Below are 16648 nucleotides of genomic sequence, written 5' to 3' on the forward strand. Positions count from 1 at the left end.
CGGTGGGACCCGTGGGGCCGGTGTCCCCCGTTGGTCCGGTGGGGCCCGTTGGTCCGGTGGGACCCGTGGGGCCGGTGTCCCCCGTTGGTCCGGTGGGGCCCGTTGGTCCGGTGGGACCCGTGGGGCCGGTGTCCCCCGTTGGTCCGGTGGCACCTGTGGGGCCGGTGGGGCCCGTTGGTCCGGTGGCACCTGTGGGGCCAGCGGCACCTGTGGGTCCGGTGGGACCCGTTGGTCCGACGTCACCCGTCGGGCCGGTGGGACCCGTTGGTCCGGTGGCACCTGTGGGGCCGGTGGGACCCGTTGGTCCGACGTCACCCGGCGCGCCGGTCGGACCCGTCGGACCTGTCTCACCGGTCAGGCCGGTTGCGCCGGTTGGGCCTGTCGGACCCGTGGGTCCTGTGGGTCCGGTTGCTCCGGTCGGTCCCCGCCCGCATTTGTCGCGATCGAGCGCGGCGTCGGCTCTCGCACCGTCTTCGGACGGCTTGCACTCTCCGTTGCTCAGATTCCTTGCCGTGCCCGCCGTCTCCGACCAGACGTGCGCCACGGCGAGTTGCGGACCTGCGATCCCGGCAAGCACCAGGGCCGTGGAAGCCACGAGCCCTCGAGCAGCCCACCTTCCTCTTCTGGGCACGGGGCCCAGAGATGACTTGGTCCTGCGCTCAGGACGCATACAAAGCCCTGCCTCTCTGACGTGAGTCTGAACCGGTCTCTTGTAACGGCGGTTCTTGCGAAACCGATCCGAGTGAGGATCCGGAAGCCCGTGCGAGCTCCCCGGCCGCATCGGCATGCAAAGGCGACCACTTAAGAAGCACGCGCACATATCAGCGCATTGGAGTAGCAGGCTCGGGTGAGGGCCTCGAACGGAGGCTCGGCCGCCTGGCAGAGGATTTCCGGAACGGCGGCGGGCGGGTCGGCGGCGCCCGAGCGTGCGTTTGGGTTCCGCCTTGTCCATCGACGAGCGAGCGCGGAGGTTGCGACGGCGGGCCTCCGCGCAGAGCTGGTCGTAGGTGGGCCGTCGGCACCGGAATGGGGAGCGCCGACCGCCCCGTTTACTGGAGGACATGTCGCGGGTGGAGGTGCGGCTCGCGGTGCGGGCCTAGAGCTCCTGGCTCTGCGCCCCCGTGTCGAAGGCGGCCCGCAGCTCTTCCCGCAGCGACCGCTGGAACGCGGTCACCAGGGCCTGGATCACCATCGGCTGCATATGGGCCGACAGGGACTTCATCGCCGCCACATGATCCGCGTCCGACTCGCGCTCCCGGTACGGGCCCCAGACCTCGTCCCGGAACAGCCGGGTCAGGTCGTGCGCCGCAGCCCTGGCGTGCTCCAGCAGGACCGTGCGGGAGGCGAGGATCGTCTCGTGCGCGATGGGCACGTCCAGCAGTTCGACGCCGAGCCGCAGCAGGCCGCCGTCCAGACGGAAGCTGCCCGGATCGCCCGGGCGCCGGTCCAGTACGCCCATCGCCGCCAGCCGGTCCACGTCCTGGTCCGTGAGCGGGCGTCCGGCGCGGCGCTCCAGCTCCTGCCGGGTGACCTCCTCGGCGGACTCGGGGGCCCAGGAGGCCACCAGGGCCCGGTGGATCGCCAGATCCTGCGCGCTCAGATCCTCGGGCAACTGCTCCAGGTAGCGCTCGATGGCGGCGAGCGTCATGCCCTGGTGCTGGAGCTCCTCGATGAGGGCCAGCCGGGACAGGTGGTCGGCGCCGTAGTGCCCCACTCGGCGGGCGCCGATCACGGGCGGCGGCAGCAGGCCGCGGGTGCTGTAGAACCGGATGGTGCGAACGGTGACCCCCGCGCGCGCGGCCAGTTCGTCGACGGTGAACGTCGGCTCCGCGGTCTCGGTGGCCATGGCTCTCCCTCTGTCCGAACCCTCCAGTACAACAGTATTGCTGTCTCACCGATGTTGTGAAAGTGGTGGGAGGGCACCGGAGATCGATTGTCAGTGGTGGATCGTACGGTTGTGCCATGTCCGAGATCAGATATGTCCGGGGGGACGCCACGGCGCCGCACGGCAAGGGCGTCAAACTGATCGCGCACGTCTGCAACGACCTGGGCGGTTGGGGCAAGGGCTTCGTCGTCGCCCTGTCGCGTCGCTGGCCCGAGCCGGAGGCGGACTACCGCCGCTGGCACCGCGAGCGCTCGCACAACGATTTCGCCCTGGGGGCCGTGCGGTCCGTCCAGGTCGGCCCGTATCTGTGGGTGGCCAACATGGTGGGCCAGCGGGGGATGCGCACCGGCAGCAACGGCGTCCCGGTGCGCTACGAGGCCATCGACCGGGCCCTCGCCGCGGTGGGGGACAAGGCTCTGGAGCTGGGGGCGTCCGTCCACATGCCCCGCATCGGCTGCGGCCTCGCGGGCGGGAAGTGGCCCCGCATCGAGCCGCTGATAGCCGAGCGGCTCACGGCCCGCGGGGTCACCGTGACGGTGTACGACCACGACGGCTGAATGTCGGGTCCGGGGGTGTCACAGGTGGTGCTCCGGTCCCGGCCGCGGTCGGGACCCGTCTCCCGGCCCTCCCCTGCTCAGAGCTCCGCTCGGACGAGTGCCTGGGAAACGGGCACACCGGAGCGGCGGGCGTACGCCATGCGCTCACGCACCTCGCGCATCGTCCGCGGCCGGTAGCCGGGCCCGCACCCGCAGCACTTCTGGTGGAAGCCCACGCCCGCGTTGAGCAGCAGGGTCACGACCCGCCACGCATCGGCGTCCCGCCGGGGCGGCGCTTCGAAGGCGTCCCCGGCGTGGACCAACGGCTTCGCGCACCTCGGGCACAGCCGCTCGCGCCGTTCCCCGTGCTTGAAGGAGGATCGGCAGGGCAGGCAGACGTACGCACTCCAATCGCGACCGCCGGCCCTAATCTGCGCCCACGAGCCTCGGCGACGGCGTCAGGTTGAGCCGGCCCACGGCCTCGGAGACGTCCCAGGGCCAGAGGAAGAGCCGGTAGACCGGGTCGACGCGGAACCAGTCCTCCGGGCCGTGGAGTACCCGGGTGCGCATGTCCACGCAGTACCGCTCCCGCCAGGAGAACAGGTCGCTCGGCCGGAGCTTCTTGTCCCCCTCGACCTTCCTCTTCGTCACCGAGAAGAGGTCCTCGAGCGCGCGGTATTCGTACGCCAGCAGCGTGGTGGACTTCTCCCAGATGCCGCGCTTCTCCGCCACTGCCTTCTCGGCCGCGGCCAGCATGATGGGAAGGTCGAGCTCGCCAGGAATCGAGGGGTAGATGATGAACGTCGGTGACCAGCCCTTGGTGACCAGGTCGAGGTTGAACGTCGCCCGCTCCTCGCGGGGCAGCGTGGCCAGCTCCTTGGCGGAGTAGCTGGGCGCGATGTAGGCCAGCAGCCGGTGATTGGGATCGAATGGGCTGTCGGCCATGCGGATGAACAGGTTACGAGGCGGCTTGCCGGGCCGGGCCAGCCGGTCGTTGATGTTCTTCTTGTTGAATTCCTTCGCAGCGGTGCCCTGCTCGAACTGCAGGCTGCCCGCCTTCCCGGTTTCCAGCTTCGGGAGCACGAACTCGGCGAGCCCCGGGGTGATGGGTGCGACGCCCTGCCGGATCCACTCGGCAAGCTGAACGAAGTTCTGGTCGACCTGTGCCGCGCCCTCCGCTGTGTCGGCCGTCACCTCGGGGGTGTCGACGGAGAGCATGCGAATGGGCATCCGGAAGTTCGGCGTGTCGCCGTCGTGCACATCGACCAGCGGCCGGGAGCCCAGGGCCGGCATGGTGGCACCGGCGGGCGACCACAGAATCTGGATGGGGTCGATCATGACGAAACTCCTTGCCTGGTGTCGGAGTTCGCATGGCGCATGAATGACTGCCCTTCCAGCATCACGTCATCGCCCTGCACGTGCAACCGCACGGGAGGGCAACCACGGGGGAGTGAAAGGAGCTTGGGGCAAGCGCCGAGGGCGCGCCCACACGGTGGACACGCCCTCGTCGTACAAGGGTCAACCTTCTGCCTACCGGCCGGAGCCGATCACCGGATAGTGGTCGGACAGATTCGTGTAGGTGTACGTGGTGCCCCAGCTGGACACCGACCAGGGCGCACTCTGCTCCTTGACGACCTCATTGGCCCAGCCGGCGGGCCGTGCATGCCCGGCGCGGTGCAGGACGTAGTCGAGGTCCTCGCGCGGGTCGTCCGGGTAGCGGTCCGCGGCGATGGAGTTGTCCTGTGTGTCGAAGGAGTACGGGTGCCCTGTACGCGCATCGGCGCCCGCGAGGCCCGCGTCCGCCAGCATCGAGGCGTACTCCGGAGTACGCGAATCGACGTTGAAGTCGCCCGCCACGATGACCTGTTCGGAGGCCGGAATGTTCTTGGCGTCGAGGAAGGCGTCCATCGCGCGGAACTGACGGCTGCGCATCTGGGCCGCTTCGCCCGCGGAGCAGCCCGGATCGGTCGACTGCGCGTGTGTGCCCACGACATGGACCTTCGTGCCGTTCACATTGAGCACGGCGTAGACGAAGCCCTTGTTCGACCACCAGTCCGCGCCGCAGGCGTCCTTGTAGACGTACTGCTCCTTGCGGACGATGGGCCACCTGCTCAGCACCGTGACGCCGCCGTCCTCCGGCGTGGTCGCCGAGTACGCTCCGCCCGTCGCGTCCCAGCCGCTCCTGCTGCGCCCCATCACCGGGGTCTGGTAAGGGTACTGGGCGGCGGCCGTCCGCTGGAGCGCGTCCGACGAGGAGTTGTCGAAGGCCTCCTGGAGCACCACGACGTCATTGCCCTGGAAGAACGAGGTCTTCGGTATGGCGGCGGCCCGGTGGTCCTGGCCCCAGTTGGGGTACAGCGTCTTGCTGAACAGGAACGCGTTGTACGTGAGCACCTTCAGATGCGGCTGCTCGGCGGCAGCGGCGGTCGCTGACGGCGCGGCCGCGGCCAGCACGGTGGCGGCCAGCGCGGCGGACAGAGCTGCGCCGGGGATGCGGCGAAGCGCGGAGTGCAGCACAGGATCTCCCGTTCGGAGGTGGGGGGTCAGCCGGTTGGTCAACCGGCGCGGCACATCAAATCAGCCGTAGTTACCTTCAGGTAATAGGCAGGTGCCGAGTTTCTTTCCGCAGCCGCAACGATTGCCCCCGGCACAGCCGGCGCCTGCCGAGAACGCCGCAGTCCTGTGAGCCGCTGACCCGGCTTCAGCGAGTCGGCGGCACCCGGCTCAAGGGGGACCCGGGAGGTGACCGGCCCGGGGCGCATACTGGAACATGCATGAACCGGGCATCGATCCGCGCGCCCGACGACAGCCTGGAGCGAGCAGATGAGCAAGCCGGCAGCCGAGCCCCTGCCGCCCGCCCCCGGCGGCGTGCTGTGGAGCCTCGCCGGGGACGTCCGAGCCCTGCTGATGCTGCCCGCCGCCCTCACCATGCAGGTCGCCCACCCGGCGGTCGGCGCGGGCGTCGACGAGCACTCCGTTTTCCGCACCGACCCTTGGGGCCGCGGCGAGCGCTCCCTGCGCTCGCTCCAGCTGTGGATCTACGGAGGGGACGAGGCCGCGGAGGAGGGCCGCAGACTGCGCGAACTGCACCGCACCATCCAGGGCGCCGACGCCCATGGACGCCGCTACCACGCGCTCAGCCCCGCCTACTACTCCTGGGTGCACGCCACCGGATTCCCCGTCTACCGGCACGCCGCCCGCTATCTGGTGCGCCCGCTCACCGACGCCGAGGAGCGGCAGCTGTACGCCGAGTGGCTGCAGGTGGGCCGGATCCTCGGCATCCACGACCGGGACATGCCCCAGACCGTCGAGGAGTTCTGGCCCTACTACCGCAAGGTGCTCGCCGACGAGCTGGAGGCGACCGTCGTGGTACGCGAGCTGGTCGCCGTCGACCAGCCCGTACCCGCGCCCGACCGAGGCCCGCTGCTGCTGCGATTGCTCCTGCGCGTGCTGTGGCCTGCACTGCTGCCCCCGCTCGCGCGGTTCCGCCGGTTCATGACCATCGGGCTGATGCCGCCGGACGCCCGCGAGGCGATAGGCCTGGAATGGAGCGACGAGCAGGAGCGCAGACTGCGCAGACTCGCCCGGGTCGTACGGGCCGTGGTTCCCGTACTCCCCGAGCGGCTGCGCTACCTCCCGCTCGCCCGCGCGGCGCGGCGGCGAGAGCGCGAGGCCGAGCGGCTCAGGCGCTCAGACCGCCGCGCGCGATGACGTCCGCGTACCAGCGGGCGCTGTCCTTGAACGTGCGCCGCTGCGTCGCGAAGTCGACATGGACGATGCCGAACCGCTTGCTGTAGCCGTACGCCCACTCGAAGTTGTCCAGCAGCGACCACAGGAAGTAGCCGCGAACATCCGCGCCGTCCTCGATCGCCCGGTGCACGGCCGTGAGGTGGGCGCGCAGGTACGCCACCCGCTCCGGGTCGTGGACCTCACCGGACGGATCGGCGTAGTCGTCGTACGCGGCCCCGTTCTCGGTGATCACCAGCGGTACGCCCGGCAGATCGTCACGCAGCCGGGCCAGCAGCTCGTACAGCCCGTCCGCGTCCACCGGCCAGTCCATCGCGGTACGCGGACCCGGCGCGGGCAGGAACTGCACATGCTCCTCGGCGCCGGCCCACGGCGAAGGGCCCTCGCAGGAGCCCGCGGCGACGACGGTGGGGGAGTAGTAGTTGATGCCGAGCGAGTCGATGGGTGTCGAGGCCACCTCCAGATCGCCGTCCTGCACGAACGACCAGTCCGTGACGGACGCGGTGTCGGTGAGGAGGTCCTCCGGGAGCCGACCGTGGAAGACCGGGTCGAGAAAGACGCGATTGCCCACGGCATCGATACGGCGCGCGGCATCGATGTCCGCCGCCGCGTCCGAATGCGGCCGCACCGCGTGGAGGTTGAGCGTCAGCGAGACCTCGGCGGAGCCTGGCAGCGCCGCATGCAGCACCTGTGCGGCCCAGCCGTGCGCCAGGTTGAAGTGGTGCGCGGCACGCAGCGACGCGAGCGCACTGGTACGGCCCGGAGCATGGACCCCGGATCCATAGCCGAGGAACGCGGCGCACCACGGCTCGTTGAGCGTGGTCCAGGTCGCGACCCGGTCGCCGAGGGCCGAGGCCATGATCCCGGCGTACTCGGCGAACCGCCGGGCAGTCTCGCGCTGCGGCCAGCCGCCCGCGTCCTCCAGCTCCTGCGGCAGATCCCAGTGGTAGAGCGTGGCGACCGGCCGGATGCCGGCCGTGAGCAGCTCGTCGACGAGCCGGCGGTAGAAGTCCAGGCCCTTCTGCACGGCGGGGCCGCGGCCGGTGGGCTGCACCCGTGGCCAGGCGATGGAGAACCGGTAGTCGGTGATCCCGAGCCTGCTCATCAGCGCGACGTCCTCGCGCATCCGGTGGTAGTGGTCGGCCGCGATGTCGCCGGTGTCGCCGTTGCGGACCTTGCCCGGGACTCGGCTGAACGTGTCCCAGATGGACGGCGTGCGGCCGTCCTCGGCGGCGGCGCCCTCGATCTGGTACGCGGCAGTGGCGGTGCCCCAGCGGAAGGCGTCGGGGAACCGGAGGTTCGCCCTCGTGTCGGGGCGTGCGTCGAGCGCGGTCATGTGGTGGAACTCCCAGGAGTGAGACGGAGGCTGTGGGGCCGCGGGGGAAGGGGTTTCTGGCGTCGTCGGTCCTGGCGACCGGAGAGGCCTAGCCCTTGACCGCGCCCTGCATGATGCCGCCGACGATCTGGCGGCCGAGCAGACCGAAGACGAGGAGGACGGGCAGCGTGCCGAGCAGCGTGCCGGCCATGATCACGGACTGGTCGTGGACATAGCCGCCGCCGAGCTGGCGCAGGGCGACCTGGACGGTCGGCTCCTGCGAGGACAGCGCGACGATCGGCCAGAAGAAGTCGTTCCAGGCGGCCATGAAGGTGAGCATGCCGAGCACGGCCATCCCGGGCCGGGCGATCGGTACCACGACCGACCAGAAGATCCGGGCGGTGGAAGCACCGTCGACACGGGCGGCCTCGATCAACTCGTCGGGCAGCGACTGCACCAGGTATTGACGCATGAAGAACACGCCGAAGGCGGACACCAGTCCGGGCAGGATCACCGCCTGCAGCTGGTTCACCCACTCCAGCTTCGCGATCAGCATGAAGAGCGGGATGACGCCCAGCTGCGGCGGAATCATCATGGTGCCCACCGTGATCGCGAGCAGCGCGCCACGGCCGCGGAAGCGCAGTTTGGCGAACGCGAACCCGGCGAGCGTGCAGCACAGCACCGTGCCGACGGTGATGGAGCCCGACACGATCAGGGAGTTGAGCAGCGCCTTGCCGATGTCCGCCTCTTCCAGCACGGCCTCGAAGTTGCGCATCAGATTCGAACCCGGCAGCAGTGTCGGCGGCACCTTCGCCAGATCGGCGTTGGAGCGGCTGGCGGCGACGATGGTCCAGTAGAACGGGAACGCCGAGATCAGCACCGCGAAGATCAGGATCGCGTGGGCGAGCTTGCCGCCGTGCATCGTGCGGCCGGCGCGATTCCTCCCCGGGCGGGCGGTCCGGGCGCGTTCCCGGGTCGTGGACGGCTCGGTCGGCGGTGCGGCGAGCGCGGTCATCGGCCGGCCTCCTTCGCGGAACGGCGGCGCGCGATCAGGGCGTTCACCCCGACCAGCACCACGATGAGCAGGAACATCACCCAGGCGATGGCGGCGGCCCGGCCCAGGTGGAAGAAGCCCCAGCCCTGCTCGTACATGTACAGGCCGAGCGTCTGGTACTGGTGCGAGATACCGCCGGAGATGGAACCCTCGAAGAGCAGCGGCTCACCGAACAGCTGGGTCGCCCCGATCGTGGAGACGATCGTGGTGAAGACGATGGTGGGACGCAGCCCTGGCAGGGTCACATGGAAGAACTGCCGCCAGCGGGACGCCCCGTCCATCTCCGCGGCCTCGTAGAGCTCGCTCGGGATGGACTGCATGCCTGCCAGGTAGATCAGTGCGTTGTAGCCCGTCCAGCGCCAGATCACGATCGTCGAGACGGCGATCTGCGAGGCGAAGGTGCCGGTCTGCCAGTCCACGGGATCGAAACCGGCCAGGCCCAGCAGGTAGTTGATCAGGCCGAAGTCCCGGCCGAACAGCTGGGCGAAGACAAGCGTGGCAGCCGCGACCGAGGTGGCGTACGGCAGCAGCATCGCGGTACGCAGAAAAGTCCGCCCACGCAGCCGGTAGTTGAGCAGATGCGCAAGTCCCAGCGCCATCACCAGCTGCGGCACCGTGGACAGCACCCCGATGGTGAAGGTGTTGCGCAGCGAGGTCCAGAAGAACTCGTCCTTCAGCAGCGCGGTGTAGTTGCCCAGCCCTCGCCACTCCATGTCGCCGGGTGTCTGCAGCTCGACCCGGTACAGCGACACGAACGCCGTGTAGATCAGCGGGAAGAGTCCGAACGCGGCGAACAGGGTGAAGAAGGGGGCGATATAGGCGTAGGGCGAGAGTGTGCGCCACGCGCGCAGCGCGGCCTGCTGCCTGGGCGGCGTCGGCGGCGCGAGCTGCTTCGCCGGTGCGGTGAGGGTCACGGGGCGGCCCTTCGGGTCGAGTCGGTTCGGGGCTGGGCCTTCGGGCCGGTCCGTTCGCGCGAGCGGACCGGCCCGAAGGAGCGGTGTCAGCCGATGGTGTTGGCGACGCCCTTCTTGGCGTTCGACCACGCCTTGCCGGGCGCGGTGCCCTTGCGCTCGACCTCGCCCAGCGCGTTGGTGATCTGCTGGTTGATGTTCTGGTCGTGCAGACCGAGGACCTGGACGGGAGCGGCCTTGGCGGCCTCGCCGAAGATCTGGCCGATCGGGGCGCCGGAGAAGTAGGGGTCCTTGGCGTCGGCGACCTTCTCGATGGCGCCGGTGGCGGAGGGGAAGTTGCCCTGCTTCTGGAAGAGCTTGGCCTGCTGCTCAGGGGCGGTGAGCCACTGGATCAGCCGGTAGGCCTCCTTCTTGTTCTTGGCCGCGCGCGGGATGGTCAGGTACGAGCCGCCCCAGTTGCCGGCGCCGCCGGGCAGCTTGGCGACGTCCCACTTGCCCTGGCCCGCGTCACCGGCCTGGCCCCTGATGTAGCCGAGCATCCAGGCCGGGCAGGGGATGGTGGCGAAGGAACCGGCGGCGAAGGCCTGGTTCCACTGCGGCGACCACTGGTCGAGCTTGGCGCTCAGTCCGGAATCGGCCGCCTCGACGGAGGTGTCCCAGGCCGCCTTCAGCGCCGGGTTGGTCTCCCAGATCAGCTTGCCGGAGGCGTCGTAGTAGCGCTCCTTCTCCTGGCCGATCATGATGGAGAAGAGGCTGCCGACGCTGTCCAGCCAGGCGCTCTTCTCCGGCGCCTTCTTCTTGTACTGCTTGCCGAGCTCCAGATAGCCGTCCCACGTGGACCACTTGGCGGCGAGCTCGGCGCGGTCGGTCGGCAGACCGGCCTTCTTGAACAGGTCGCTGCGGTAGCACATCGCCTCGGGGCCGACGTCGGTGCCGAGCCCGAGCACCTTGTTGTCCTTGGTGGTCGCGGCGGCCCACTTGGCCTCGGCGAACTGGCTCTTGAGCTTGTCGGCGCCGTAGGTGTTCAGGTCCTCGAACTTGTCGGCCTGCTGCTGGGTGACGGAGGCGATCCGGCCCACCTCGATGCCCTGGACGTCCGCGAGACCGCCGCCACCGGCCAGCCGGGTCTGCAGCGACTTCCAGTAGTCGGCCTCGTCCTCGGTGTCGGTCTGCTTGATCCTGACGTTCGGGTGGAGCTTCTCGTACTCCGCGTAGAGCCCGGCCTCCTTGTAGCCGAAGGATCCGAACAGGTCGACGGTGAGCGTGACCTTGCCGCCGGCGCTGTCGGAGGCGCTGTCCGACGAGCCGGATCCGCAGGCGGCGAGCAGTGCCCCGGCGAGCGCTACCGCACCCAGGCGGACGGCGGCCCTCTTGGCGGCTCGGGCTATGGGCATGGGAAGCCTCCCTTGGCTTCGGGGTGGAGCGAGACCGCTCTGCGCCGGTGGCTTTGAGAGCGCTCTCAACGATGCGTCTGGAGAGTGCCCCGCACACGCTCGCCCCGTCAAGACTCGAAGACATAACGGCTTGGACTCGGGGTCAACTCCCGTCTGTGTCCCATCTATTGACACGTGTGTTTCAGGAGTTTTACGTTCCTGGCATCTGAGAGCGCTCTCGGCCCCCCTACTCATGAATGACATGAGGTGCCGTCCATGCCAGCCCCCCGCACCAGACCGGCCACCGTGCTGGTCCTGGCCACCACCCTGGCCGCTTTCGGCCTGGGTCCGGCAGCCGCTCCCGCGGCGGCCGCGACCGTGCCCGTAGGCTCCGGCAGCTACTCCGACACCCGTCCCGCCGGCGCATCCGGCCCGACCACCAACACCGGCACACCGGTCATCCCCAAGGTCACGGCCGCCGCGAAGAACCGGCCCGTACCCACCAACGACTGGTGGTCCTCGCTCGCCTTCCAGCGCTACGGAGACAACCCGCACTCCACGCCCATGTACGGCCATCCGCTCACCTACCAGGCGACCGGCGGCGGCCTCGAGGTCGGCTACCCGACCACGCCGGCCGTCGTCGGTGACGGCCGCCAGTACGAGTACGCGCACAAACGCGATCTGACCCTCGGTCTGACCGGCCTCAACTCACCCGACACCAAGGCCGACGACTGGTCCGACTGGACCGTGACGCCCTACTGGTCCGACGGCAGCCGCACCCTGCGGACCACGATCGGCCACGGCCTGCCGTTCGTATACGCCAAGGGCTCCGGCGGGGACGCCCGGATCACCACCGCGACGGCCCCCGCCGTCTTCGCCGACCAGGGCAACGTCCTCGGCATCACGGTCGCGGGTCACCACTACGCCCTGTTCGCACCGACCGGCAGCGACTGGACGGTCTCCGGCTCCACCATCAGCGCCGGCCTCGGCGCGAAGGACTACTTCTCCCTCGCCGTCCTGCCCTCCACGGACGCGCTCGCCACCTACAAGAAGTACGCGTACAGCTTCGTCACCGGGTCCACGGCGGAGTGGAGTTACACCGGCGGCACCGTGAAGGCCACGTACACGCTGACGACCGAGGCGAAGGAGGGCACCGAGCGCGGCACGCTCCAGGCCCTCTACCGTCACCAGTGGCTGCACACCAGCGACGCGCTCACGCCCTACACCTATGTGTCGCCGCGCGGCACCATGAAGGTCCGCGAATCGGCCGCCTTCACCACCAGCCAGAAGGCCTCCGCCGTGCTGCCCGCCCTGCCGGAGGCGGACGGCGTGGACACGGCCCGGCTCCGCGGCCATCTGAACGAGGCCGCCAACGCCGCGGACCCCTTCTCCGGCTACACCGACACCTACTGGACCGGCAAGGCGCTCGGCCGGCTCGCCCAGCTGGTGCCCGTCGCCGACCAGATCGGCGAGACGGCGACCCGCGACAAGCTGCTCGGCCTGATCAAAGGCAGACTTCAGGAGTGGTTCACCGCGGGCGGCGCCAGTGAGTTCAGCTACGACAAGGACTGGAGGACCCTCACCGGCTACCCGGCCTCGTACGGCAGCGACACGGAGCTCAACGACCACCACTTCCACTACAGCTACTACGTGTACGCGGCGGCGATCGTCGCCCAGTACGACCAGAGCTGGGCCGCCGACTCCGCCTGGGGCGGCATGGTCAAGACCCTCGTCCGGGACACGGCCAACCCCAGCCGCACCGACACCGCCTTCCCCTTCCTGCGCGGCTTCGACGTGTACGCCGGACACAGCTGGGCCTCCGGGCACCAGGGGTTCGCGGCCGGCAACAACCAGGAGTCGTCGTCGGAGTCCACCAACCTCAGCGCGGCTCTGGTCCTGTGGGGGTCGGCGACCGGCGACACCTCGCTGCGCGACCTCGGTACATATCTGCTCACCACGGAGTCCGAGGCGATCGCCCAGTACTGGTTCGACGCCGACGAGCAGGTCTTCCCCTCCTCCTTCGGCCACGACACGGCCGGCATGGTCTGGGGCAGCGGCGCGGCCTACGCCACCTGGTGGACCGCCAACCCGGAAGAGATCCATGGCATCAACGTCCTTCCGGTGACCGGTGGTTCACTGCACCTGGGCGGCAAGAAGGCCGCCGTCCGGCGCAACATCGCCGAGATGGAACGTGAGAACGGCGGCCCGGCCGTCGAATGGCGTGACATTCTCTGGGAGTTCCAGTCCTTCGCCGACCCCGCCGCTGCCAAGGCCAAATGGGATGCGGGCCACGCCGGTTACACGCCCGAGCAGGGCGAGTCCAAGGCCCACACGTACCACTGGCTCGCCACTCTCGACACGCTCGGCGCACCCGACGCCACGGTGACCGGTGACATCCCGAGCTCGGCCGTCTTCACCAAGGGCACGGTGCGGACGTACGCCGCGCACAACTACGGCGCGACGGCGCGCACCGTGACCTTCTCCGACGGTAAGGCGCTGTCGGTGCCGGCCCGCTCCACGGCGACCGGCACCGGCAGCGGCGGCGACCCGGACCCGGATCCCGGCCCCGAGCCGCCGAGCGGCAACACGTTCCAGCTGCGCAGCGGCGGTGTCCTCACCAACGCGACGGGCGGCACGGCGGGCAGCGACACGGTCGCATCGGCAGGCGGCGCCAACCACGACGGCACCCCGTACCAGCCACTCGTCTACGAGGTGAGGAACGTCAACGGCACGCTCACACCCGGCGCAGCAACCGCCTTCCGTCTCCAGCTGGACGCGGGCACCTCGGTCGGGCTCGGCCAGCAGGCCAGGATCAGCTTCGACCTGACGGGCGACGGCACGTTCGACCGCGTCGAGACGTACCACTACTTCGCGACCGATCCCGTGGCGGGCTGGGAGGAGTACGCCCAGTCACGCGGCCTGAAGTCGGCGACCGGGACCCTCGGTGACCTCGCAGGCGGCACGGTACGGCTGGAGGTGTGGAGCGCGATCGGCAACGGCACGTCCAGGCTCCAGACCGGTACCGACCGCTCGGTGCTCGTGATCCCCTACGGCTAGCCAGGGGCCGCAGGGTGTGCGGCGGGCATCGGAGGTCAGGCCGATGCCCGCCGCACGAGCGTGGTCGGGGTGATCACGGAGGCGGGCGCGCCCGTCTGCGTCCCGTGCTCGTTCAGCAGCCGCATCAGCAGGCGGACCATCAGCCGGCCCATGCCCTCGATGTCCTGGCGCACCGTGGTAAGCGCCGGACTCGATTGCTCGACGACTGACGGCATGTCGTCGAAGCCCACCAGCGCCACATCCTCCGGAACCCGCACATTCCGTTCGCGCAGCGTTCGCAGTGCGCCGAGCGCCATCAGATCGTTGGAGACGAAGACCGCGTCCACGTCCGGCCGGCGGTCAAGCAGTTCCGCCATCGCGCGGGCGCCGCTCGCCTCGGTGAAGTCGCCCTGGCACAGCAGCGCCGGGTCGGCGTCCACCAGCACGTCGTGATAGCCGTCGATCCGGTCGAGCGCGGAGGTCTGGTCGCGCGGGCCCGCGATGTGTGCGATGTGCCGGCGGCCGAGCGAGACCAGATGGCGCACGGCCTCCCGGGCGCCGCCGCGGTTGTCGGCGTCGACATACGGCACGGACAGGTCGGCCCCGGCTCCGGGGCGGCCGCCGAAGACGGTGGGGATCTTCGCACGGTCGATGATCGCGGGCAGTTCGTCGTCGTCGTGGAGGGAGAAGGCCAGCGCGCCGTCGACATGTCCGCCACCGAGATAGCGGGCTATCCGGTCGTGGTCCCCGGGCCCCTCCACCCACAGGAGCACCAACTGGGAGTCGTACGCGGTCAGCTCGCGGCTGATCCCGCGCACCTGCTGCTCGAAGAACGGGTCGGAGAAGATCCGGAACTCGGGTTCAGCGATGATCACGGCCACCGCACCGTTGCGCCGGGTGACCAGGGTGCGCGCCGCGTGGTTGGGCACGTACCCGAGCTCCTCGACCGCCTGGCGCACCTTGTCGACCAGCGGCGGGCGTACACCGGCACCGCCGTTGACGACCCGCGAGGCGGTGGCCCGGGAGACACCGGCACGGGCGGCGACGGCTTCCAGCGTGGGGCGTGCCCCGGTGGACTGCTCGGGCAAGGCGGGCGCTCCTCGTCTGCTCCAGTCAGCTGCTCGGCACGAGCGCGGACGGCCTGATGCTGCCGGGGACAGGATATCCGCACCTCACGCTCTGATGAGAGCGCTCCCATCCCTGGTTCCACGGCGGGCTGCGGGACTGGTGAGTACGCATGTCCAGGTGCCGTGGATCCGCGAGCAACACCCGCGTTGCCTGCCCTGATCCGGTAGAGCGCGCTGCCTCACCGGCCGAAGCCGTAGTCGCCGCGGCCGGCGGTGAGTCCGATGCCGAGGGCGTCCTGGTCGAAGGTGATGGTGTGCGAGGCCGAGATGCCGCGGGCGGAGCCGGGCAGCACCCAGAGGATCGGGTCGGTGCCGCCCGGTGACAAGTAGCCGCCGATCGCCAGTTCCGCAGAGTGGTCCCGGTCGGTGTCCAGCAGGGCTTTCCCGTGGCCGAAGCCGGCCTCGATGTCGTCGGATCCGGGGATGCCGGGGGTGAGCCGGCTGAAGAGCCGGGCGCCTTGCGTGGTCAGGCCCTTGGCGCTGCCGAGCAACAGGATGACGGTGGGGCGGCCCACTGCGTCCGTTCCCACCGAGCCGCTGAAGGCGACATCGGCGTGACCGTCGCCGTTGGTGTCCCCGACGGACACACCAGCGGCGAAGGAGCAATAAGTGAATTTCGGCGAGCCCGGCAGCGCGGCATGCTCGGTGATACGGACCGGCTTGAGCCTGGTGCTCTGCCCCTGGGGACCGCCGTATGAAACCTCGACCCGGCTGCCGCCCTCCGGGATCACCGGATCGCCGAACCCCTCGCAGGCGAGGCCCATGACGACGTCCGCATAGCCGTCCTTGTCGATGTCGGCGGTGACGGGTGCATGGCCGTACAGGTCCCTGCCCTGGGCGTCCTTCAAGCGCGGGCCCTTGGTGAGCCGGCCGTCGGCGGCACCCCGGAACAGGACGGTGGCGCGGGGAGTGTAGGCAGCGTCGCCGTACTCCGACCAGGTGACGACGAGGTCGTCACGGCCGTCGCCGGTGACGTCCCCGGCGGCGGAGGGTGTGGCGATGTCATCCCCGGGCGCGAAGGGCTCGCCCTCCGGGGCGAGGTCGAGCCGGACGGTGCGCTCCGGCTTGCCCGCACGGCTGAAGGGGCCGAGGGCCAGGGTGCGGACGTCGGCACCCTGGCCGAGGGCCAGGGTGCCGACGTCCGTAAAGGTGTCCCTGGAGACGAGATCGGTGTAACCGTCGCCGTTGAAGTCACCGGCCACGGGTGACACGCCGGTCAGCCGGGCAGCGCCGGACTCGGGCAGGCCGCGCTTGCCGCCCCAGACGACGAAGATGGTCCTGGTGCCCGCTGTTGCGACGAGGTCCGCGTAGCCGTCGCTGTCGAGGTCCGCGCTGAGCGAGTCGTCGCCGAAGCGGCCGCCCTGCCCGGCCTTGCCCAGCCCCAGGTCGTTCTGGTCGATGACCTTGCGGTGGGCGGTGCCGGGGCCCTTCGCGGAGCCGTGGACCACGACCACCTGTCCGGCGGCGTAGACGCCCTGGACGGTGGCGTCGGAGTCGGTGACGACCAGATCGCTGTAGCCGTCGCCGTTGAAGTCGGAACCGGTCGCCGCGTCGGCCGGGCGTTGCTTCGGCTTGTCGGCGGTGCTGCTACCCGAGCATGCGGTAGTGACGGCCAGGAGGGCAGCGAGGCAGGCAAAGGCTCGTTTGCGCATGGTCGTTGGACT

Annotated in this window: 13 protein-coding genes; 3 read left to right on the forward strand and 10 right to left on the reverse strand. The window is 70.0% G+C overall.

Annotated features, from left to right (window positions below):
- Positions 1 to 1096: 1096 nt before the first annotated feature.
- Positions 1097 to 1846: a MerR family transcriptional regulator gene (locus tag ABZ208_RS01595; RefSeq protein ID WP_328393558.1), complete on the reverse strand. Its 750-nt coding sequence runs from the start codon at positions 1844 to 1846 to the stop codon at positions 1097 to 1099.
- 116 nt (positions 1847 to 1962) lie between these two features.
- Here ABZ208_RS01595 and ABZ208_RS01600 point away from each other — a divergent pair, with 116 nt between their 5' ends.
- Positions 1963 to 2442: a macro domain-containing protein gene (locus ABZ208_RS01600; RefSeq protein WP_356907557.1), complete on the forward strand. Its 480-nt coding sequence runs from the start codon at positions 1963 to 1965 to the stop codon at positions 2440 to 2442.
- 77 nt (positions 2443 to 2519) lie between these two features.
- Here ABZ208_RS01600 and ABZ208_RS01605 read toward each other — a convergent pair whose 3' ends face one another.
- The 3 genes from ABZ208_RS01605 to sph form a co-directional block, all read right to left on the reverse strand.
- Positions 2520 to 2852, reverse strand: a complete 333-nt coding sequence (locus ABZ208_RS01605) for a deoxyxylulose-5-phosphate synthase (RefSeq protein WP_356907739.1) — start codon at positions 2850 to 2852, stop codon at positions 2520 to 2522.
- A complete protein-coding gene (locus ABZ208_RS01610; protein WP_356907558.1) occupies positions 2848 to 3759 on the reverse strand; it encodes a nuclease in 912 nt (303 codons plus the stop codon). The genes ABZ208_RS01605 and ABZ208_RS01610 overlap by 5 nt, the downstream gene beginning before the upstream one ends.
- A gap of 192 nt (positions 3760 to 3951) precedes the next feature.
- A complete protein-coding gene (sph, locus tag ABZ208_RS01615) occupies positions 3952 to 4938 on the reverse strand; it encodes a sphingomyelin phosphodiesterase (protein WP_356907559.1) in 987 nt (328 codons plus the stop codon).
- Positions 4939 to 5244: 306 nt separating this feature from the next.
- Here sph and ABZ208_RS01620 point away from each other — a divergent pair, with 306 nt between their 5' ends.
- On the forward strand, positions 5245 to 6132 hold the full coding sequence (locus ABZ208_RS01620) for an oxygenase MpaB family protein (protein ID WP_356907560.1): 888 nt from the start codon (positions 5245 to 5247) through the stop codon (positions 6130 to 6132).
- On the opposite strand, the gene ABZ208_RS01625 is transcribed toward ABZ208_RS01620, so the two are convergent.
- From ABZ208_RS01625 to ABZ208_RS01640, 4 genes are all read right to left on the reverse strand, one after another.
- Positions 6104 to 7504, reverse strand: coding sequence for a GH1 family beta-glucosidase (locus ABZ208_RS01625; protein ID WP_356907561.1), 1401 nt, complete (start codon positions 7502 to 7504; stop codon positions 6104 to 6106). The two genes, ABZ208_RS01620 and ABZ208_RS01625, sit on opposite strands and share 29 nt — an antisense overlap.
- A gap of 88 nt (positions 7505 to 7592) precedes the next feature.
- The gene (locus tag ABZ208_RS01630; RefSeq protein WP_356907562.1) at positions 7593 to 8498 is read right to left on the reverse strand and encodes a carbohydrate ABC transporter permease; all 906 of its coding nucleotides are present in this window, start codon (positions 8496 to 8498) and stop codon (positions 7593 to 7595) included.
- Entirely contained in the window at positions 8495 to 9388 is an 894-nt protein-coding gene (locus tag ABZ208_RS01635; RefSeq protein WP_356907740.1) for a sugar ABC transporter permease, read from the reverse strand. Before ABZ208_RS01635 ends, ABZ208_RS01630 begins: the two co-directional genes overlap by 4 nt.
- Before the next feature lie 149 nt (positions 9389 to 9537).
- Positions 9538 to 10842, reverse strand: a complete 1305-nt coding sequence (locus ABZ208_RS01640) for an extracellular solute-binding protein (RefSeq protein ID WP_356907563.1) — start codon at positions 10840 to 10842, stop codon at positions 9538 to 9540.
- A gap of 255 nt (positions 10843 to 11097) precedes the next feature.
- Between ABZ208_RS01640 and ABZ208_RS01645 the strand changes: the two genes are divergently transcribed.
- Positions 11098 to 13878 (forward strand): glycosyl hydrolase, encoded by a 2781-nt coding sequence (locus ABZ208_RS01645; RefSeq protein ID WP_356907564.1) that lies wholly within the window; start codon positions 11098 to 11100, stop codon positions 13876 to 13878.
- Positions 13879 to 13913: 35 nt separating this feature from the next.
- Here the strand turns inward: ABZ208_RS01645 and ABZ208_RS01650 are convergent, their stop codons facing one another.
- Positions 13914 to 14945 carry a LacI family DNA-binding transcriptional regulator gene (locus ABZ208_RS01650; RefSeq protein ID WP_356907565.1) on the reverse strand — a complete coding sequence of 344 codons (1032 nt, stop codon included), beginning with the start codon at positions 14943 to 14945 and terminating at the stop codon, positions 13914 to 13916.
- 218 nt (positions 14946 to 15163) lie between these two features.
- Complete coding sequence (locus ABZ208_RS01655) at positions 15164 to 16636, reverse strand: VCBS repeat-containing protein (protein ID WP_356907566.1); 1473 nt, start codon at positions 16634 to 16636, stop codon at positions 15164 to 15166.
- Between the last annotated feature and the right edge of the window lie 12 nt (positions 16637 to 16648).

It is taken from the genome of Streptomyces sp. NPDC006208 (genome assembly GCF_040613775.1).
Taxonomy (GTDB): Bacteria; Actinomycetota; Actinomycetes; order Streptomycetales; family Streptomycetaceae; genus Streptomyces.